We start from the raw sequence: 20,422 nt of genomic DNA on the forward strand, positions 1-20,422 counted from the left end.
CAAGGAGGTGCGTCACATCGCTGAGCGTGGACCGTGAGCAGGTCTGGCATCGTGCCAACGCCTGATAACAGAAGGAGGCCCTGCGCATCGCTCAACCCTTCGATGGGACGGCAGGCGTCTCCCGATAAGGAGATATCGATGAAGCATTTCCAAGGAAAGATCGTTGCACTACTGGCCCTGACCGGCACGTTGTCCATGGCTGGCGCCCAGGCCGGGACGTTCCCTGATTACGGCTTCGCGCCACCCAAAAGTTCGTATCCCTCCGCATTTTTCCGGCTCAGTCAGGACTACCCCACCGTGGCGCCGGGCCCGACTTCGATGCCGTCGTTTTTCAAGCACCTGCCCGCCAATTTCAGCAATGATTTTGAAAGCTGGCGCACCTATATGAACGAGGTAAAGAACTACTGCCTGGAGGGCAATACGGAAGTCGGCTGGAACGTGCAGAAAAACAAGGTTCGTCAGTGGTATCACATGCCTTGGCAACACTATGGCCCCAACGGTCGTGAAGCTATTCACGGGCTGACCAAAGAGGCGCCTATCCAGCCCAAACAGTTGGCGAGTACCCAAACCGTGAATGGCCAGACCTATGCGGTCGGCATCTATAACGATATAGGGGCGTACACCATCGGCCAGGTTTGGAAGGATCCGCAGAACCCTGACCCGAGCTACACCTCGCAACCAAAGGGATTTCCCAATGGCACAGTGGTGTGCAAGGCGTTGTTCGCAGACATCGATATCAGTGCGGTGCCCTCGCTGGTCAATCCGGTACTTTGGAGTGCCTACACCACCAAGGACTTCTACTCAACCAAACGCGCCATCACCAAAGTCGCGTTGATTCAGATGGACATCGCCGTCCGGGACACGCGCGTCAAAGATACCGGCTGGTTGTTCGGCACCTTTCAGTACAACGGTGCGATGACCGGTAAATCGGGCTGGGACAACCTGGTGCCGGTGGGAATCATGTGGGGGAACGATCCGAAGGAGAACGGCAACGCGTTCACCAACCCGACGCCGACTGAAACCAAGATCAACCCGGCGCTGAAGCAGACCGCGATCAATGCCAACACCAAGGAGCTGCCACCGACCCACCTGGGCTGGAACGGCCGCCTCAACGGCCCCGTGGACAATCCTCAGGCCTCTTGCCTGAGTTGCCATATGACCGCCGAGTACCAGCAATTGGCGCCAATGAATCCGACCTTCCAAGCCAACCCGCCACCGGTGGGAGGCGAGGAATGGATGAAATGGTTCCAGAACATCCCGGCTGGACAGCCGTTTTCGCCGGGCACCCGCAGCACGGACTACAGCCTGCAATTGTCCGGCGCCCTGGCGAACTTCTATGAATGGAAATGCAACCACAGCGGAATCTATGCCGACGGCAAGAATGCTTGCGCCAAAGTCCAGCCCCTTAACCTGATGAAGGCGAGCAATGCGCCTGAACAAGAGGTGTTTAAAGTACAGCGCAGCCCTGAACTGGAAGAGCTCAAGTAGCGTGCCCCCGGCCTCGGACAAGCGCCGAGGCCGGACTTCCTGTGGGGGCGAGCTTGCTCGCGAAAAGGCCGGCACATCCAGCTTCGGTGTGACTGACCCGCCGTCATCGCGAGCAAGCCCGCTCCCATCGGGCCATGCGTTCGCTCAAACCAGGCGGCACCTAAGCCATCGGCGGCAACCGCCGCTTGACGGGCGTCTTCTTGACGATGGCCGTATTGGTCTCGGCGTGGGCATTGAGTTTGTCCAGCAATGTATCCAGCTGTTCCATCGAGCGCACGTGCAGGCGGGCGATGAAGCAGTCGTCGCCGGTCACCTTGTCGCATTCGGTGAATTCAGCGATGGCCTGGATCTGCCGCTCCACTTCCTGCAACTGCCCCGGCAGCGGGCGGATACGCACGATGGCCTGGAGTTGATAGCCGAAGCACTTGGGGTCCACTTCGACGGTGTAGCCCCTGAGCACGCCACGTTCTTCGAGCCGGCGAAGGCGCTCGGCGACACTGGGGGATGACAGGCCACTGAGGTTTGCCAAGGCCTTGAGGGAGCGTCGGGAATCTTCCATCAGGGCACTGATGAGAATCTGGTCAATATTGTCAGTCATTTCAACTCCATTAGGCGAATGTGTGAAGTTGCCTTGATAAAAAAGGTCGAATCGCAGTTTAGCCTTGTTCAAACCATGGAGAAGCCTCCCGACGGCTCGGCATACTGTGCCCACTTGCTGAAGGAGCCTGAAGATGGACAAGACCTTACGCCGCGGTTCGCTGGAAATGACTGCCGCCATGCTGATCTCCGGAACCATTGGTTGGTTCGTGCTGGTTTCCGGCCTGCCGGTGCTGGATGTGGTGTTCTGGCGCTGCGTGTTCGGCGCCGTGACCTTGCTGCTGATCTGCGCCGGTTTCGGCTTTTTGCGCCCCGGCATCCTCACCCGTACCACTTTCCTGCTGGCGGTACTCAGCGGTGTGGCGATCGTCGGCAACTGGGTATTGTTGTTTGCCTCCTATTCCCGCGCCTCGATTGCCATCGGCACGGCGGTGTACAACGTCCAGCCGTTCATGTTGGTGGGGTTGGCGGCGCTGTTTCTGGGGGAAAAAATCACCGCGCAGAAACTGTTCTGGCTGGCGGTGTCGTTTCTCGGAATGCTGGCCATCGTCAGTGCCCATGGCGAGCAAGGGCAGGGTGGCGATGATTATCTGCTGGGCATTGCCTTGGCGCTGGGGGCTGCGTTGCTGTACGCCATCGCGGCGTTGATCATCAAGCGCCTGACCGGCACGCCGCCGCATCTGATCGCGCTGATCCAGGTTAGCACCGGCGTGTTGCTGTTGGCGCCCTGGGCGAACTTCTCGGCGTTGCCGCAGCAAACCGAAGCCTGGGCCAGCCTGCTGACCCTGGGCATGGTGCACACCGGCGTGATGTATGTGTTGCTGTACAGCGCCATACAACGCTTGCCGACCGCGTTGACCGGTGCGCTGTCGTTCATCTACCCGATCGCAGCGATCTTCGTCGACTGGTTCGCCTTTGGCCATCGCCTGGAGCCGCTGCAATGGTTGGGCGTGGCGGCGATCCTGCTGGCGGCTGCCGGCATGCAACAGGGCTGGGGCATCAAGTCGCGGCGCCCAGTCCTGTCGTAGCCCACCGTTCGGGCGTGGATCAGAAGATGTAGTCAGTGGTCAGGAAGTTGGAATCGCGCTCACGGATGATGTCGCTGATCAACGCCTTGTTGTTCTCCTGGAACTTGGTTGCCACCAGCGTGCGGATGGAAAAGGTGCGCAGTGCATCGTGGACCGACAAGGTACCCTCGGCCGAATTCTTCCGGCCATTGAACGGGAACGTGTCCGGGCCACGTTGGCACTGGGCGTTGATGTTGATGCGTCCGACCTGGTTGGCGAAGGTGTCCACCAGCTTGCCGACTTGTGCCGGGTTGGTGCCGAAAATGCTGAGCTGCTGGCCGAAGTCGGACTCCAGTACGTAATCGATGACGGTATTGAGGTCGCGGTACGGTACGATGGGCACGACCGGACCGAACTGTTCCTCATGGTAGACCCGCATCGCTGTGTTCACTGGGTACAGCACCGCGGGGTAGAAAAACGAGCTTCGCGATTCGCCGCCATGGGCATTCTTCACTTCTGCACCTTTGGCGAGTGCATCGGCGACCAGCGAGTGCAAGTAATCGACTTTGCTCGCTTCGGGCAGCGGCGTCAGCGCCACGCCGTCCTCCCAGGGCATGCCAGGTTTCAGGGTGGCGAGCCTGGCGTTGAACTTCTCGATGAACGCCGGCGCCACATCCTCATGGACAAACAGAATTTTCAGCGCTGTGCAGCGCTGGCCGTTGAATGACAGCGAGCCGGTCAGCGCCTCGTTGACCGCGTTGTCCAGGTCGACGTCCGGCAGCACCAGGCCAGGGTTCTTCGCATCCAGCCCCAGGGCGGCGCGCAAGCGGTGTGGCCGTGGATGGAGCTTCTTCAGGTCACTGGCCGCTTTGTTGGTGCCGATAAAGGCGAAGATGTCGATCTTGCCGCTGGCCATCAGCGCGCTGACCGTTTCGCGGCCGCTGCCGTAGATCACGTTGATCACGCCCGCCGGGAAGCTGTCGCGGAAAGCTTCCAGCAACGGCCGCACCAGCAGGACGCCGAGCTTGGCCGGCTTGAACACCACGGTGTTGCCCATGATCAAGGCCGGGATCAGCGTGGTGAAGGTTTCGTTCAGCGGGTAGTTGTAGGGGCCCATGCACAAGGCCACGCCCAGGGGCACGCGTCGGATCTGCCCGAGGGTGTCCTGTTCCAGCTCGAAGCGGCTGGAGCGCCGGTCCAACTCCTTGAGGGCGTTGATGGTATCGACGATGTAGTCGCAGGTGCGGTCGAACTCCTTCTGGGAGTCCTTGAGGTTCTTGCCGATTTCCCACATCAGCAACTTGACCACGGCCTCGCGTTGCTCGCGCATGCGTGCCAGGAAGGTTTCCACATGGCGGATGCGCTCGGCAACGCGCATCGTCGGCCACTGGCCCTGGCCGCGATCGTAAGCCCGCACGGCAGCGTCCAGGGCGGTGAGGGCGGTCTCGGCATCCAGCAGCGGCGTGCTGCCGAGAATCACTTGTTCATCGCCCAGCTCACCCGTCAGGTAAACGGGGCTGCGGACGACGGCCAGTGGCCCTTGCCAGGTTTCCAGGACGCCGTCGACCAGGTATTCACGCTGTTCGATCCGGCCTTCGAGGCGGTAGGCCGGCGGGATGTCGGTGGCGCTGGGAAAAAGGTTGGCGAGGAAGGGGACGGTGGTCATGTCGTTACTCCATCAATGAAATGAGCCAGGGCAGACGGCTTGCAGGTATAAATCGCTTTTAGCGTTATACGCCTTAATGGAGGTGTTTTTTAAGTGGCGGCAGTTTGCTTGTGCCGGACTTATGCAGGAGCCGCCTCGCTTCGCTCGACAGCTCCCACAGGCCCAGCCTTGGAAAGCGGTGGGCGTTATCAACGACTCACCAGCGCATCCGCACGCCCATGCTGGTAATGATGCCATTGAGGTCGTTGTCGTCGACGTCACTGCTGTAATCGGCGCTGACATACAGGCTGACCGCCGGTGTGACCCGGGCGACCAGGCCCAGGCCGACTTCGACGGTGGAGGATTTTCGGCTGCTGCTGATCTTGTCGACCTTGTCCAGGGTCACCGTGCTGGCGTCCTGGACGGTGTGCCACAGGTTGGTTCGCAGGTAAGGCTCCACACCGAGGCCGTTGACCTGGTAGTTACCCTTGAGGCGTGCGCCAACGCGGCCGCTCCAACTGCTCAGTTCATCGCCGGTGCCGCTCTCGGCATTCGGCGTATCGAGGGTGATGCGCTGGTTGATCAGTTGCGCCTGGGGTTCGACCACCCAGTGGGTGCTGATGCCAATAGGGAAGCCACCTTCGACCGACAGCGTCACCGCATGGCCTTCGGTGGCCTGGCGCTGGCCTTGTTCGGTGCGGCTGTAGCCATTGATCCGGCCGCCGCTGGCGCTCAGGTCGACGTGCCAGCCCGCGGGGCCGGTCAGGCTCCAGTAGGCGCCGAGGCTCGAACCTTTCAGGTTGACGGCCTCTTTGTCCGGGTCAGCCAGCGCGGGCATCACCAACAGGCCGCCGCCGGTTGAAGTGATCTGCTGTTGCCCACTGATCAGTCCCATGCGCTGGGTATGACCGTCGCCGTTTCGCACTGTGAACAGGGCGGGGCTTTTGCCGGAAGCAGGCTCACTTCCAACCAGTGCGGTATCGAGGTGGATGGATGATGTTCGGTCGTACCAGGGCTGCACGGTCTCCTCGGCAGGCCACGCCTGGACCTCCATGGATGAAAGCAGCAGCAACGATGTCGAGACGGTATGGAAAGTGGTGGTGAGCGCTTGTGGACGGAGGGAAGTTTTCATGGGGGCCTGCCTTGCAATCGCATGCGTTTCTCGCTTTTTGGCGTCTCTCCTACCCCGAATGAGGGGCGACCGAATGGATTGAGGCAAGCCTCTGGCGGCCCGTGTTGGCGGGTTCCAGAGGCCTGCCCCTGACTGTATTTCCGGGGGTAGTACGGTGTAGTCAAGAAGACCGATGGCGGCGCGTCAAGAAAATGAACGATGAATGGCAAGATGAAATCAGTGCTAATAAAGCGCTGATTTCAATTGGTTATTGTGGTGGGTATTCGGGCGTCAAACCTCTGTCGTAGACCCTGTCTACCAGCTGATTCGTAAACCGACGTTGCCCATGACACTGTGTTGCTGGTTGCTGTCGAGGTTTTGGCTGTAGTTCGCGCCGGCGTACATGGCGACGCTGGGCGCCAGGCTCACGGTGACGCCAATCCCGAGGTCGCCGGTGGAGGCGCGCTGTTGGGTCTCGACCCGTTCGGTGTCGTCGAATATCACTGAGTCGGTGCCGGAAAACGTATGCCAGAGGTTGGCGCGCAGGTACGGTTCCATGGGCATGCCGCTGACCTGGTAGCGGCCCTTGAGGCGCGCACCGAGGCGGCCGGTCCAGGCACCGTCGGAATCGAATTCGACCTTGGAGACCCCATCGTTTTGCGTATCCAGGGAGACCTTTTGGTAGATGATCTGGGCCTGGGGTTCAAAGTCCCAGTCAGCGGTCACCTTGAAGGGGTAGCCGGTCTCCGCCGAAGCGGTCAAGGCGTGCCCGCGATTGTCGATTTTCAGACCGCGCTCGGAACGGTTGTCGCCGTTCAATCGCGTGCCCATCACCACGGTGTCGACGTAGCCGCCGTTGGGGTCGGTGAGCGTCCAGTAGAGCCCGTAGCTGTCGCCGTCGAGTTCTATCTTGCCGGCGTGTCGGCCTTCGAAACCCAGGTTGAAGCCTTTGACATTGCCGTTCAATTCCGTGTGCCCGACGAAGAAGCCAATGCGCTGGGTCTGGCCGCCGGACAGAAGCGAACTGTATAGGTCGTTGCCCACCTGGAACCCTTTGATCGACCCATCGAACTGCGGCGTCACCGTACCGGCCCAGGTTTTATCCAGGTCTACGCCATAGACCCGACCCCAACCCGCGCCGAACGCGCCGGTTTCCGTGAGCAGGCGCTGGTCACCCTGGCGGTCATGGAACGTACCGAGGGCCATCAACGTCAATTGCGCCGCCGCCGGAGGCAGCACCGACCAGGTCGGCACTTCCGGGCGATACAACGGGATGGGGGCCGCGCCGGGCACTGCGGTTGGCAAGGGCGGTAGCGTCGGGACGGGGGGCGCGCCCGGCGCGGGGGGCGCCGTCGGGATGGGCGCCGCTACCGGTCCGGCGACCACGGTGGAGCGCAGGTACCAGTTGTTTTGATTACCCGTCACGCCGCCTTTGAACAGGCGGTAATCGAACGCGCCGGCCGAGACGGATTGCGCCAGAGAAAAGGCATCGATGCTACTGACCGCGCCTCCCTGGGCCTGGACCACTTCAATGCCATCCTGAGTCGTCAGTGCGCCCGTGCCGCCCAGGTTCGTGACTGTGATGGCGGTATTGCCGGTGAGCGTCCCGCCGTTGACCACCAGCTTGTCGCTGGCGGAGCCATCGGCGCCGATTGCCGTTTGCACGTGCAACTGGCCGTTGTCGCCGACGTAGTTACCCTGGACGGTGAGGGTATCGATGGTGCGGGTGTTGCCCTGGGTAAGGTCTATCGTGCCGGCATTGTTGAGCGTCGCCAGTTGACCGGCAGTAAAAGGGGCGACAACGCCTTGGGTCGCCGTCAGCGTGCTGCCGCTCTCGATGTTGAGCGTCCCTGTGCCGGTGGCGCTGTCACCCAACGTCAGTGTGTCATCAAGGTCCAGTTGCGAGCCTTGGGTGAGGCTGACCGTTTCCCAATTGAGGTAACGGGCGCCGGTGCTGGAGGTGCTGCCTTCAAAGGTCAGGACGTCTTGGCCCAATCCGCCATTCACGCTGGGGGTGATGCTCAGCCCGGTCTCATCGAGGTTGCTCAACAGCGCCGTGTCGCTGCCGTCACCCATCAAAATAGCCGAGTGAATGAGGCCACCGCTCCACTGCAACTGGTCGTCGCCGGCACTGGCCCGGACCTCGCCGAGGATTTCGCCGCCGCTGACGGTAATGCTGTCGTTGCCGCCGCTGACGCTGACATTGCCGCCGATGCGTCCGGCGGAGAGGATGATGGTGTCCTGGCCGAAACCGGTCACCAGGTTGCCAATGATCTGCCCGCCTGACATATCGAAAACGTTGTCATCGAGCTTCATGTCGACCCGGCCGATCGTGCCGCCGGTCATCTGCGCAACGTCGCCGTCTTCGAACGCGTCGACGATGGTGCCGCCGGTCATCAAGAACGTATCGAGACCGTCACCTTGTGCCAGGGACAGGATCCTGCCGCCATTCATGATGAAGTCGTCCACGCCGGAGCCTTGCTGGACATCACCGTCAATCAAGCCGTTGGCATTGATCACGATGCGGTCGACGCCGGCACCGAATGTGACGTCGCCGCTAATGACACCACTGCCGTTGGCGGGCATGGTCAGGCTGTTGTTACCCGAAAGGTCCGTCAGCCCGGGGCTGGTGCCGCTGTCGCAGACATAAGCGTCATCGCCTGCGGTTGGCGTCAGCGTGCAAGCGGCCATGGTGGCCGGGACGGGTAACAGGAAGGGGGCTGATATCCACACAGCGTTGAACAGCCGATTGAATCCTCTATCGTGCCGAATCATGTGCTATCCCTCTGCATCGGCATCTCGTAAATGCCGGTTTCAGCATCGGTTGCACAACAGATGGCACACAGGGCCTGGCAACGCTCGCTGTATGGGATGGCACCCTAGCAATGAAAAACCAGCGTCGCTACTGTCATAACTTACAGGTCCGCGGGCAGAAAGAGCAGAAAAGGCCCGCTCTACAAATTAATGCCGTTCACTTAAGGCCATCGACAAACCCTTGGCGAGGGAGCTTGCTCCCGCTGGGCTGCGAAGCGGCCCCTGAACCTGCCAAATGCGCAGCATCAGACACACCGCACCCGCCGGTTTACGACTGCTTCGCAGCCGAGCGGGAGCAAGCTCCCTCGCCACAGGTCCATCATTTTCTTAAGTGAACAGCATTACGCTCTACAAATGCACTTCCACCGAAAGCGGCAGGTGATCGCTCAGGTGCGTCCACGGTTTGTTGCCCAGGATTTGCGGGGCATGGCTGCTGGCGTTGCGCAGATAAATACGGTCCAGGCGCAACAGCGGGAAGCGGGCTGGATAGGTCCTGGCGGGGCGACCATGGTGGTGCTCGAAGGCTTCATGCAGATAGCCACGGCGGGCGAGGGCGAGGTTGCCACGCAGCTGCCAGTCATTGAAGTCGCCGGCAATGATCACCGGGGCGTCCTCGGGCAGCGAATCGAGCAGTTGGCAGAGCAGTTTGAGCTGCAATTGGCGATGGCTTTCCAGAAGACTCAAGTGCACGCAGATCCCATGGACAGCGGCGTGCCCGGGCACATCCAGCACACAGTGCAACAACCCGCGCCGCTCCGGGCCGGTGATGGACACATCGAGATTGCGAAACTGGCGGATCGGGTATTTGGAGAGCAGGGCGTTGCCATGGTGGCCATCGGGGTAGACGGCATTGCGGCCGTAGGCGAAGTCGCTCCACATGCTGTCGGCGAGGAATTCGTACTGGGATGTCTGGGGCCAGTTGTCGTAGCGTGACGCGTGTCGGTCATGTTCGCCTAGCACCTCTTGCAGGAACACCAGGTCGGCGCCGGTACTGCGCACCGCTTCGCGCAATTCGGGCAGGATGAAGCGACGGTTGAGGGCGGTGAAACCCTTGTGGGTATTGACCGTCAGGATTCGCAGCCGATGAACCGCCGCAGGCAGCTCCGATGGCATTGGTTCGACGGCCCGCCAATCGGGATCTTGAGTCACGTTCCCTCCTGAATCAGACGTACCTGTTCATGCGACTGACCCAAGGCGTCGGCAGTTCCGGATTTTTCGTGTCCTTGCCGTGCCGAGCGCTATCGCGAGCAAGCTCGCGAAAGCGGTGTATCCGAACCACCACCATCACGAACAAGCCCAGTTCCTACAGGCACGTGTTCAGATGAAGACAATCTCATACGGCATACCCATCCGATCCAGGATAACCCGGGGCACCAGCGGGGCGATGCCGCTCGCCGGTTCGCCGTTGAGTTGGCTGACGTAAGCGTACATGGCGTGACGCTTGCGGGCGGTAGTCCAGACATCCAGGCGCAGTTTACGGGCCCGGTGCCAGGGGATCTTATTTTGCTCACGGACCGGCCAGTGCCAGGCCCATACCGGCAGTTCGTTGAACGCCACCCCGATCCTGTCGGCGGCCAGGGCCCCGGCGCGCCCGACGGTCTCGTGGTCACTGTCGCCATCCTGGCGCCAGGTGCTGAACACCACGTCACCGGGGCGCAGGTGACGTGCAATGAAGTCGGTGAGCTCGGCCTCGTGTTCGGCCAAGGATTTTTCCGGGAAACCGCCGCGTACCCATTGCAGGCCATGGGCTGCTATGCCCAGGCGATGCAGGGCGTCCACGCTTTCCTGCGGGTGAGGGCGGTGTGTACGCAGGCGCTCATCGGTCCACAACGGTGAACCGGGATGGATCAGGGCTCCATCGGAGACCGAGATCAGCAACATGGGCTGATCAAGATTGTTCAGCAACTGCAGCAATCCGCCACAGGCACCGATCTCATCACCCGGATGCGGGGAGAGGACGACCGCGCGGGCGCCGGCGGGAATGAGCGTCTGGGTACTGATAATCGGGATATCGGCCAGTTGCGCAGCGCTGTTCCAGATTTGCGGATGCTGCCGGCCGGGCAAGCGAGAGGCGGGTTTCATGAGAGACATCCTTGTGTGTATTCAATCTTTCAGCCATCTACCGGGCCTACTGTCCGATGACGCCCGCGTGGGTATGGCTGCGATTCACAGCGCTCCGAATCCTGGAGACTACCGCATGTGAAGTATTGACCATGTCGGCCGATTCGTCTTGCGAGATGTGTGTCTGAACTGCACTTTTTTCTTAAAACTGGGCTGTGTGCAGCGAAAAACCGCGTCCTTGCGGTCTCTCTGGCGGTTTACAACCGGTACTTCATTCCTCTTCTTCGCGTTGCAGCTCAAACAGCAGAAGCGAGCGCCCGGTGACGGAATATTCGGAATCGAAATCGAAGCGCTCTTGTCCTCGAACGGTCGGCTGGTTGGTGTCGACCATGCAGGTCCAGAAACTGCCCTCGGGGACTTCCGGCAAGCGGAAGTTGACGATGTCATGGTGGGCGTTGACCACCAGTAGCAGCGTTGCATCGCCGGCCTTGCGTCGAATGCCGGTCTCCTGGGCGCGGCCGTCCATCAGCATGCCGAGGCAGCGACCATGGCTGTCCTGCCATTGCTCAATGGTCATTTCGCTGCCGTCCGGGGCCAGCCAGGTCACGTCCTTGACGCCGATGTCCTCGTTGTAGTTACCCACCAGGAACCGCCCGCGTCGCAGGATCGGATAGGTCAGGCGCAACTTGATCAGGCGCTTGACGAACTTGAGCAGCGTCGCGCCATCCTCGCTCAGGTCCCAATTGATCCAACCGATCTCGCTGTCCTGGCAATAGGCGTTGTTATTGCCGTGCTGGGTACGGGCGAATTCGTCGCCGGCGACGATCATCGGCGTACCTTGGGCCAGCAGCAGGGTGGCGAAGAAGTTGCGCATCTGCCGATGACGCAGCGCGTTGATCTCTGGATCGTCCGTCGGCCCTTCGACGCCATGGTTCCAGGACAGGTTGTTATTGCTGCCATCCTGGTTGTTCTCGTCGTTGGCCTCGTTGTGCTTGTCGTTGTACGACACCAGGTCATGCAAGGTGAAACCGTCATGGGCGGTGACGAAGTTCACCGAGGCGTACGGACGCCGACCACGCTGGTTGAACATCTCGCCCGAGGCCGTCATTCGGCTGGCGAAATCGGCAAGCTGGCCGTCGTCGCCCTTCCAGAAGGCCCGCACCGTGTCGCGGAACTTGTCGTTCCATTCGACCCAGCCCGGCGGGAAGCGTCCCACCTGGTAGCCCCCGGGGCCGCAGTCCCAAGGCTCGGCGATCATTTTCACCTGGCGCAGCACCGGGTCCTGGCGGCAGGCCACAAGGAAGCTGTGGCGCTCATCGAAGCCGTCATGGTAGCGGCCCAGAATGGTCGCCAGGTCGAAGCGGAAGCCATCGACGTGCATCTCCGTGGCCCAATAGCGCAGGGAGTCGGTGACCATCTGCAGAACGCAAGGATGGCTCAGGTCCAGGGTATTACCGGTGCCGGAATCGTTGATGTAGTAGCGTTTGTCGTCGGGCATCAGCCGGTAGTAGGAGGCGTTATCGATGCCGCGCATGGACAGGGTGGGCCCCTGTTCGTTGCCTTCGGCGGTGTGGTTGTAGACCACGTCGAGGATGACTTCCAGGTTGGCCTCGTGCAGGTGGGCGACCATCTCCTTGAACTCGGCGATCTTGCCGCTGGCCAGGTAACGTGGGTCCGGGGCAAAGAAGGCGATGCTGTTGTAACCCCAGTAGTTGGTCATGCCTTTGTGCAGCAGGTGCTGGTCATTGACGAAGGCATGGATGGGCAGCAGTTCCACCGAAGAGACACCCAGCTTGCGGATATGCTCCAGCACATCATCGACCATCAGCCCGGCGAACGTACCACGCAGGTTCTCAGGCACCGAAGGGTGACGCATGGTGAGGCCGCGCACGTGGGTCTCATACAGGATGGTCTTGTCCCAGGGGACGCTGACGCGATGGTCGTGGCCCCAGGTGTGCGCAGGGTCGATGACTTTGCACTTGGGGACGAACGGGGCGCTGTCGCGCTCATCGAAACTGAGGTCGCCATCGGGATGGCCGATGGTGTAGCCGAAGAGGGCTTCGGACCACTTCAACTGGCCGACCAGTTGCTTGGCATACGGGTCGATCAGCAGCTTGTTGGGGTTGAAGCGGTGGCCGTTCGCCGGGTCGTATGGGCCGTAGACCCGGTAGCCATAGATCAAGCCCGGGTGGGCATCCGGCAAATAGCCGTGGTAAATCTCGTCGGTGTACTCCGGCAGTTCGATGCGTTCGAGTTCGACTTCGCCGGCATCGTCGAAAATGCACAGTTCGACCTTGGTGGCGTTGGCTGAAAACAGCGCGAAATTGACCCCGAGGCCATCCCAGGTTGCACCCAGTGGAAAAGGCAGCCCTTCACGAATCCGCGAAGCCTCGATCACGGGCGGCGGCGTGTTTTTTTTTGGACGGGTCATAGTTGCTCCTGCAAAAGACAGACAGATTCAGCGATGCGATTCACTTGGGGTGGGTGGCTCCACCCTTCACCTGTGACGAGGGGATTTGTCCCCGCTATGCGGGACAACAGTTGTTTCTCTGTGGGAGCAAGGCTTGCCCGCGATGAAGCGATGCGCGCCTGCTGAAATCGACGCGCCTGTTTCGCGAGCAGGCGTTGCTCCCATCTGACGAGGAGACCGATAGGATCAATCAAACAGCCGGCGGCTTGCGCGGTGCCCGGGGCTTCTTGTCCGCTGTTTTGTTGGCGGGTGGCACTACTGCTGCAGTCGCTGCGGAGGGTTTGGCCGCAGGCTTGGCCTTGGGGGACGTGTTTTTTGCGGCAGTCTTGGCCGTGGCGCTCTTGGCGGCAGCAGGCTTGGCGCCATCGGTTTTGCTGGCCGCTGGTTTGCTCGCCGCCTTGGGTGGCTTGCTCGGCGCCAGCGCTTCGGCTTCGGCCAGTTTGCGCGCCATCTCCCAGTGGCGTTTCTCCTGCCCGGCGGGCTTACCCTCGGACTCCCAGATCTGATAGGCGAATTCGCGAATGCGTTTATCGTCGGTACTCATCGCAGTGCTCCTGATTCAACTCAAGGTTGGATAAAGACATTGACCGGGAAATTCCCCAGAGCGGTGCTGATCAGCAGCTCCCTTTGGGGTGTGACTGTTGCGCTTGAAAAAAGTCCCTTCAGTTTTTCATCCCCGGCGGCGAACGGTAACGACACACGGGTATCGCCCCAATCCGACGCAGCCACCAGCGGCGTGGCACTGTTTTCCAGCAACGGCGCCGCATGGACAGGTACAACAATGATCGCCCGTTGTTGCGAGTCTTCACGCATGAAGGCCAATACTCGCTCCGCTTGCTCGCCGAGCACTTCCAGCGGCTGGTAGCGACCCTGGCGCCATAGCAGCGGATACTCGGCTCGCACGGCCAGTGTCCTGGCGATCAATGCCTGTTTGATCCGGCCGTCACGCCAATCGCGAATCAACGCGGCTGGCGTGCTGTCGGCCCCTAACGCCTCGCGGCGTGCCTGGAAATCCACCGGACGGCGGTTATCCGGGTCCACCAGGCTGAAATCCCAGAACTCGTTGCCTTGGTACAGGTCCGGTACGCCGGGTACGGTCATGCGCAGCAAAGTTTGCGCCAGACTGTTGAGGGCGCCCGCCGGGGCGATGGCCTGGACCGCCTCGGCGATGGCGCTGCGCAAGGGCAACCCCTCATCGCCCAGCAGTAACCGTTCGAGGAACATCTGGGTGGCTTGCTCATAAGCGTCGTTGACCGCCGCCCAGCTGCTTTGCAGCTTGGCTTCGCGCAGGGCCTTGCGTTGCCATTGCCACAGGCGCTCGTTGTAGGCGGCCAGGGCTTTGTGGTCCTGGAGGTCGAGGTCCAACGGCCAACTGCCGAGCAGGGCCTGGTACAGAATCAGTTCATCCCCGGCCGAGGGCGCCGCCGGGTCACTGTGCAGCGAAGGCGAGAGGATGCGCCATTGCTCCACGCAGGCGGTGTACCAATCGGCGCGTTCGCTGAGCACGGCCAGCCTGGCGCGGGTGTCTTCGCCGCGCTTGTGGTCGTGGGTGGCGGTGGTGATCAGGTTGTCGGGGAAATGTTCGAGTCGATCGAGGCAGGCGTGGTGGAACACCTGAGGCGGGGCGCTGAAGCGCTCGGTGTCATAGCCCACGTCATTGCGTGACAACAGCACCGCCGAGCGATAGAGGGCGGTGTCCTCCACCGCTTTGGCGGCGGCCGGCGAGGTCAGTTGCTGGAAACGCACGCAGGCATGGCGCAAGCGTTTACGCTGGTTGCCGCGCGGACGTTGCCGCCAGGGCATCCCACCGAGCCAGCCGGCCAGGCAATCGATCACCGGCCAGTCAGCTTCGCTCAGGGTTTGCCGGGCGCCTTCCAGGGCCTGGTTGAAGAACACCTCGTCTTCGGCCGAGCGCCCCAGGGGCGTGATGTAGGTGCGATACACCGGGAAATGCACGATCAGTTCCTGCAAGGCCCGCCGAATCGCACCCAGGGTCAGGTCGCGGGTCATCACATCGTCCCGAGCCACTTGCAGGAGGGCCTGGGCAACGCTTTCGAAATCCCCGGCCAGGGAGCCATTGAGAATCTGCTGGCGAGCCAGGCGGGCTTCTTCGATGAAGTGCGCTGGCCGTTCACTGTGCTGGCTCCAGAATTCGGCGAGGGGGGCGGCACCGGCCGGGTCATGCTGCAGCAGCGAGACCTGGTTCATGAACTCATAGCCGGTGCTGCCGTCGATGTTCCAGTCCTGCCGCAACGTCTCGCCATCGCCGAGGATCTTCTCGACGAAAATCGGCAGGTGTCGGGTCGGCGACAGCGAATCGACGCGTCTGCGCAATTTGCGACAGTAACCGCGAGGGTCGGCAAGGCCGTCGATGTGATCGATCCGCAGGCCGTCCACCAGGCCTTCGCCGATCAATTGGAAAATCTTGGCATGGGTCGCCTCGAATACCGCCGGACGCTCGACCCGCAGCCCACCCAGCTCGTTGACATCGAAAAAGCGCCGCCAATTGATGTCGTCCGCCGCCGTGCGCCAGCTGGCGAGCCGGTAGCTCTGGCGTTCGAGCAGTTGGTGCAGGCGCTCGAAGCCTTCGGGTTGAGTGGAGTCGTAGCCGTCTAGGTTGTCCTTGATGGCGGCGAGGATGCCCGCTTGCGCCGCCAGGTCCTGCAATTCTTTTTGCAACGGGCGGGCGAGGGTATGGGCATCGGTCTGGTAATTCAGCGTGGTGAAGCGCTCGGCCAGGGCCTTGAGCGATTCGGTTTGCTCGGCGGGCAGGGTTTCGCTGGGTTTGAGCAGCTCGCCGTAGTGCATCGGGCAAATCGGGAAGCGGTGTTCGTAGTGCTCGACGTAGAAGCTGCCTTGGCTGGCATCGAAGTGCAATTGCAAGGTGCCTTCCTGCAACGCTACGCCGTAGTCGCTGCCCAAGAACGGCAGCAGCAATTGGCCTTCCATCAGTGGATCGGGGGAATGCCACTGGATGTCGAAGAACTCACCGTAGGGGCTCAGGCGACCCCATTCCAGCAAGTCCAGCCACCAGGGGTTGTCGTTGCCGCCGACGGCCATGTGATTGGACACGATGTCGAGGATCAGCCCCATACGATGTTCGCGCAAGGTCGCGACCAGGCGCTTGAGCGCGGCTTCGCCACCCAGTTCAGGGTTGACCAGGGTCGGGTCGACGACGTCGTAGCCGTGCATGGACCCGGCACGCGCCTTGAGCAGCGGCGAGGCATACAGGTGGCTGATGCCCAGCGAGGCGAAGTACGGCACCTGGGGGATGGCGTCGTCCAGGGTAAAGCCTTTATGAAACTGCAGGCGCAATGTTGCCCGCAGGGGTTGGATCAACGTCTGTTTCATCGGTCACGCTCGTTCGCCTGAAGCCTGGCACAGGCGAGTATTTCCAGACGCCGGGCAGCGTCCGGGTGATCCAGCAACGCCTGGCTTTGCCCGGACAGGCGGCGGCGCCAATTGGGGTGGGTGTCGATGGTGCCCGGCAGGTTGGCCTGCTCCTCGATCCCCAGGGCGTCTTCGAGCGGCAACAACACCAGCGGTGCGCGGGTGTGACCGAGGAAGCGCACGCTGGCATCGAGCACCTGGTCGGTCTCGCGGTGTTCTTCGCGAAAGTTCTGCGGGTCCTGGTTCAGCACGTGGCGCAGGCCTTCGCGTTCGCGCTCGCGGTGTTTGCGCCAGTCCATTTCGGTGTGGGAATCGATCAGGTCGAGCCGGGCGTTCCAGTCGATGTCGTGACCGTGCCACCAGCCATTGAGCGTCGGCAAGTCATGGGTGCTGGTGGTGGCCAGGGCATTGTCCGGCCAGTCGAGAATTGGCTTGAAGTGGGTGTTGTCCTGTTCGAACAACAGCACGCGCATGCCCAGGATCGAGCGGGCGCTGAGCTTGTCCCGCAGGCCATCGGGCACGGTACCGAGGTCTTCGCCGAGCACGATAGCCTGATGACGATGGGATTCCAGTGCCAATAGACGCAGCAGGTCGTCTACCGGGTAATACAGGTAGGCGCCATCGCAAGGTGGAGCGTCGTTAGGGATCACCCACAGTCGTTGCAAGCCCATGACATGATCGATGCGCAAGCCTCCGGCATGGGCAAGGTTGGCCCGCAGCATTTCAATGAAGGCGCGAAAGCCGTTGCGCACCAGGCCTTCCGGGGAAAACGCCGAGATGCCCCAACCTTGGCCGGAGCGGTTGAGAATGTCCGGCGGGGCGCCCACAGTCAGCGAGGCGAGCAGTTCGTCCTGCCGGCTCCAGGCCTGGCTGCCACCGCCATCGGCACCCACCGCCAGGTCGGCGATCAGACCGATGCCCATGCCGCTGGATCGGGCTGCGCTCTGGGCGCGCTCCAGGCAGCGGGCGATCAACCATTGGCAAAAAGCGTAGAAGCCGATCTCATCGGCATTTTCCTCGGCGAAATGGGCCAGGGCGGGGCTGCGCGGGTCGCGCCATTCTTCTGGCCAGTGGCGCCAGTCGAGGCTTTCCCCCCGGGCGGCGCGTTCGGCCTGCAAGGCCTCGAAGCGGCAATGGTTTTCCAGGGCTTCGCCGCTGGTGTGGCGGAAACTGCTGAAGTCCTCATGCAACGGATGCTCACCCTGGCTGAAACCGTCGTACAGGGCACGCAGGATTTTCTGTTTGGCCTGGGCGGCGACCGGCCAGTCGATCAGCGGCTGCTCTTCCAGGGTGCGCAGTTGATTGGTCAAGCCAGTGGCGTCGATGGCGGTGCGCAGCGCGCGTTCACCGAGGATGGTGCCCGGCGCGGCGTAAAGGCTGTTGAAAAACAGTCGGCTCGACGGTGAGTAGGGGCTGTAGCGCCCGGTGTCGCTGCTGAACATCGCGTGCATCGGGCTGATGGCAATGGCCTCGGCGCCGCGCTCGCCGGCCACCCGCGCCAGCTCCTCCAAGGCCTGGGTGTCACCGAAGCCACCGTCACCGGGGCGGCGCAGGGCATACAGTTGCGCGCTCAGGCCCCAGGCCCGGGGCGTCGGGTCGTCCACTGCATCGGCCACGCTGTAGCAGCGGGCCGGCGCGACGGCCAGGGTGAAATGCTGGTCCTGGATGCTGACATGCTGATAACCCACCGGGACCATCCCCGGCAGCTTGGCATCGGCATCGAGGTTCAAATTCAGTGTCGCACCCTCTTCGAGTTTGATTTCGCAGGGTGTCCCGGCCTCGAAGTAGCGGCTCAAGTCCAGGCTGACCCCGACGTCGGCGGTGATCAGCGGTGGCAATTGATGGTTCTGTTGAGCTTCCTGCAACTGCAGCAGGCTGGCGTCGATTTCCTGGGCGCTGCCGGCCGGATGGCCCAGGCCGCTGAGGATCGAACGCAAGACCGCCGGCGAGACTTTCTGGGCCCGGCCATTGGCATCGATCCAATCCACCGCCAGGCCCGCTCGGCTGGCGAGGATTTCCAGTTGCGCATCGCTCATAGGCGCTCTCCAGTGATGTTGGGCAAGGTTGTCGCCTGCGTCAGACTGACCAGCGCGCTGTAGGGCGCAAGGACGCCCTGTTGCAACAGACCCATGACCTGCTGCGGATGTTCGAAAAGAATGCGTGCCTCTTCCGGGGCATTGTGTTCGACGGGCTGATCGCCGAGGTTGAAGTCGATGCGCAACACGCTGCCATCGCCCAACCGCCAGCGTGCGCTGATGGCGCCATGGCCCAGCACATCGGTCCCCAGGGCCTGGGCACCGGGCAGGCGCGGGACGATCTCTTCACGGCGGATTTTCAGCAGTTGCCGATACAGCGCCTCGTTGGCCTGTTGCTCCGGGCCTTGCGATTCCAGGCTTGGGCGTGACGCCTCGAAGGTGCTGGCGGCGTTGGGGTCGGGAATGCGTTCGCGCTTCTGTGGATCGGCAAAGGCGGTGAAGGCCTTGAACTCGTTGCGTCGGCCTTCGCGCACCCGCTCTGCCAGCTCGCCGTGGTGGCTGGTAAAGAACAAGAACGGTTGTTCGGCCGCCACCTCGTCGCCCATGAACAGCAGCGGGATCATCGGTGATAACAGCAACAAGACTGTCGCTGCTTGCAGGGCCTGGGGCGCGGCGAGTTGATGCAGGCGTTCGCCCAAGGCACGGTTGCCGATCTGGTCATGGTTCTGCAGGAACAGCACGAACGCGCTCGGCGGCAAGTGGCCGCTGGGCTCGCCCCGGGCTTCGCCATGGCGATTGAGATGGCCTTGGAAGACGAAGCCCTGGCTCAGGCAACGTGCCAGTTGTTCGGTCGGCTGCTCGGCATAGTCGGCGTAGTAGGCGTCGGTCTCACCAGTCAGCAGCACGTGCAGGGCATTGTGTCCGTCGTCGTTCCACTGGGCGTCGTAGACATGCTCCAGCAGGTGGGCCTGGTTGTGTTCGTTTTCCACGGTCAGCCAGACATGCCGGATCGGGTCCACCTGCTCGCGCACCCGGGTCGCCAGTTCCTGGAGAAAGTCCGGGTCTTCAATGGCGTGTATCGCGTCCAGGCGCAGGCCGTCGAAACGGTACTCCAGCAGCCACATGAGCGCATTGTCGATGAAGAAGTCCCGCACTTCGCGGCGGCGGAAATCAATCGCCGCGCCCCAGGGCGTGTGCTTGTCTTCACGGAAGAAGCCCTTGGCATAGCGGTGCAGGTAGTTGCCGTCGGGGCCGAAGTGGTTGTAGACCACATCCAGGATGACGGACAGCCCATGGCCGTGGGCGCTGTCGATCAGATGCTTGAGCTGTTCGGGCGTGCCGTAGGAGGCCTGGGGCGCGTAGGGCAGGACGCCGTCGTAGCCCCAGTTGCGATCACCGGGAAACTGCGCCAACGGCATCAGCTCGATGGCGGTGATGCCCAGCCCGGCCAGGCGTGCCAGATGCTGTTCGACGCCGTCGAAACCACCCAGGGCGCCCACGTGCAATTCGTAGATGACGGCTTCGTGCCAGGGGCGACCGGACCATTGGGTGTGTCGCCATGAGTAGGCATGCGGGTCGACCACCACGCTGTGGCGGTCGATGTCGCCGGCCTGGGCGCGCGAGGCCGGGTCCGGCACCTCCAGCTCGCCATCGATGTTGTAGCGGTAGCGGGTGCCGGCGGGGCAACGGGTCTGGATCATGAACCAGCCGTCGGCTTGGGGCAGTAGCGGTATTGAATCTCCAGTGTCGAGCTCGACACTGACAAAAAATGCATCCGGGGCCCAGAGGGCGAAGCGGGTGTGCTCTTCATCCAGCATGACCGCCCCGTGGGTCCATGTCTCAGGCGTCCTTGACGTCATTGTT

General features: G+C 62.1%; 13 protein-coding genes. 2 read left to right on the forward strand and 11 right to left on the reverse strand.

The features are described 5' to 3' along the window. Positions 1 to 138 precede the first annotated feature (138 nt). Positions 139 to 1,488: a hypothetical protein gene (locus BLU76_RS20820; RefSeq protein WP_092224177.1), complete on the forward strand. Its 1,350-nt coding sequence runs from the start codon at positions 139 to 141 to the stop codon at positions 1,486 to 1,488. Between the two features lie 160 nt (positions 1,489 to 1,648). Here the strand turns inward: BLU76_RS20820 and BLU76_RS20825 are convergent, their stop codons facing one another. Continuing rightward, complete coding sequence (locus BLU76_RS20825) at positions 1,649 to 2,086, reverse strand: Lrp/AsnC family transcriptional regulator (protein ID WP_092224179.1); 438 nt, start codon at positions 2,084 to 2,086, stop codon at positions 1,649 to 1,651. A gap of 133 nt (positions 2,087 to 2,219) precedes the next feature. On the opposite strand from BLU76_RS20825, the gene BLU76_RS20830 reads away from it, so the two are divergent. After that, positions 2,220 to 3,113, forward strand: a complete 894-nt coding sequence (locus tag BLU76_RS20830) for a DMT family transporter (protein WP_063321161.1) — start codon at positions 2,220 to 2,222, stop codon at positions 3,111 to 3,113. A 19-nt stretch (positions 3,114 to 3,132) separates the two neighbouring features. On the opposite strand, the gene BLU76_RS20835 is transcribed toward BLU76_RS20830, so the two are convergent. The 10 genes from BLU76_RS20835 to treZ all read right to left on the reverse strand — a co-directional run bounded on the left by BLU76_RS20835 (position 3,133) and on the right by treZ (position 20,418). After that, positions 3,133 to 4,758: an NADP-dependent glyceraldehyde-3-phosphate dehydrogenase gene (locus tag BLU76_RS20835; RefSeq protein WP_092143139.1), complete on the reverse strand. Its 1,626-nt coding sequence runs from the start codon at positions 4,756 to 4,758 to the stop codon at positions 3,133 to 3,135. 196 nt (positions 4,759 to 4,954) lie between these two features. Next, a complete protein-coding gene (locus tag BLU76_RS20840) occupies positions 4,955 to 5,869 on the reverse strand; it encodes an autotransporter domain-containing protein (protein WP_092224181.1) in 915 nt (304 codons plus the stop codon). Between the two features lie 294 nt (positions 5,870 to 6,163). Next, entirely contained in the window at positions 6,164 to 8,623 is a 2,460-nt protein-coding gene (locus tag BLU76_RS20845; protein ID WP_092224183.1) for an autotransporter family protein, read from the reverse strand. Positions 8,624 to 9,010: 387 nt separating this feature from the next. Beyond that, positions 9,011 to 9,775, reverse strand: coding sequence for an endonuclease/exonuclease/phosphatase family protein (locus tag BLU76_RS20850; RefSeq protein WP_219737683.1), 765 nt, complete (start codon positions 9,773 to 9,775; stop codon positions 9,011 to 9,013). A 204-nt stretch (positions 9,776 to 9,979) separates the two neighbouring features. Beyond that, a complete protein-coding gene (locus BLU76_RS20855) occupies positions 9,980 to 10,744 on the reverse strand; it encodes a PIG-L deacetylase family protein (RefSeq protein ID WP_092224185.1) in 765 nt (254 codons plus the stop codon). 250 nt (positions 10,745 to 10,994) lie between these two features. Continuing rightward, positions 10,995 to 13,154, reverse strand: coding sequence for a glycogen debranching protein GlgX (glgX, locus tag BLU76_RS20860; protein ID WP_092143151.1), 2,160 nt, complete (start codon positions 13,152 to 13,154; stop codon positions 10,995 to 10,997). Positions 13,155 to 13,383: 229 nt separating this feature from the next. Further along, the gene (locus BLU76_RS20865; RefSeq protein ID WP_063321168.1) at positions 13,384 to 13,737 is read right to left on the reverse strand and encodes a DUF2934 domain-containing protein; all 354 of its coding nucleotides are present in this window, start codon (positions 13,735 to 13,737) and stop codon (positions 13,384 to 13,386) included. Positions 13,738 to 13,757: 20 nt separating this feature from the next. Next, positions 13,758 to 16,544 carry a malto-oligosyltrehalose synthase gene (locus BLU76_RS20870; RefSeq protein WP_092224187.1) on the reverse strand — a complete coding sequence of 929 codons (2,787 nt, stop codon included), beginning with the start codon at positions 16,542 to 16,544 and terminating at the stop codon, positions 13,758 to 13,760. Then, on the reverse strand, positions 16,541 to 18,619 hold the full coding sequence (gene malQ / locus BLU76_RS20875; RefSeq protein ID WP_092224189.1) for a 4-alpha-glucanotransferase: 2,079 nt from the start codon (positions 18,617 to 18,619) through the stop codon (positions 16,541 to 16,543). Before malQ ends, BLU76_RS20870 begins: the two co-directional genes overlap by 4 nt. After that, positions 18,616 to 20,418, reverse strand: a complete 1,803-nt coding sequence (treZ, locus tag BLU76_RS20880) for a malto-oligosyltrehalose trehalohydrolase (RefSeq protein WP_092224191.1) — start codon at positions 20,416 to 20,418, stop codon at positions 18,616 to 18,618. Before treZ ends, malQ begins: the two co-directional genes overlap by 4 nt. Positions 20,419 to 20,422: the final 4 nt, after the last annotated feature.

This window comes from Pseudomonas sp. NFACC08-1, from assembly GCF_900106735.1.
Classification (GTDB): Bacteria; Pseudomonadota; Gammaproteobacteria; order Pseudomonadales; family Pseudomonadaceae; genus Aquipseudomonas; species Aquipseudomonas fluorescens_Q.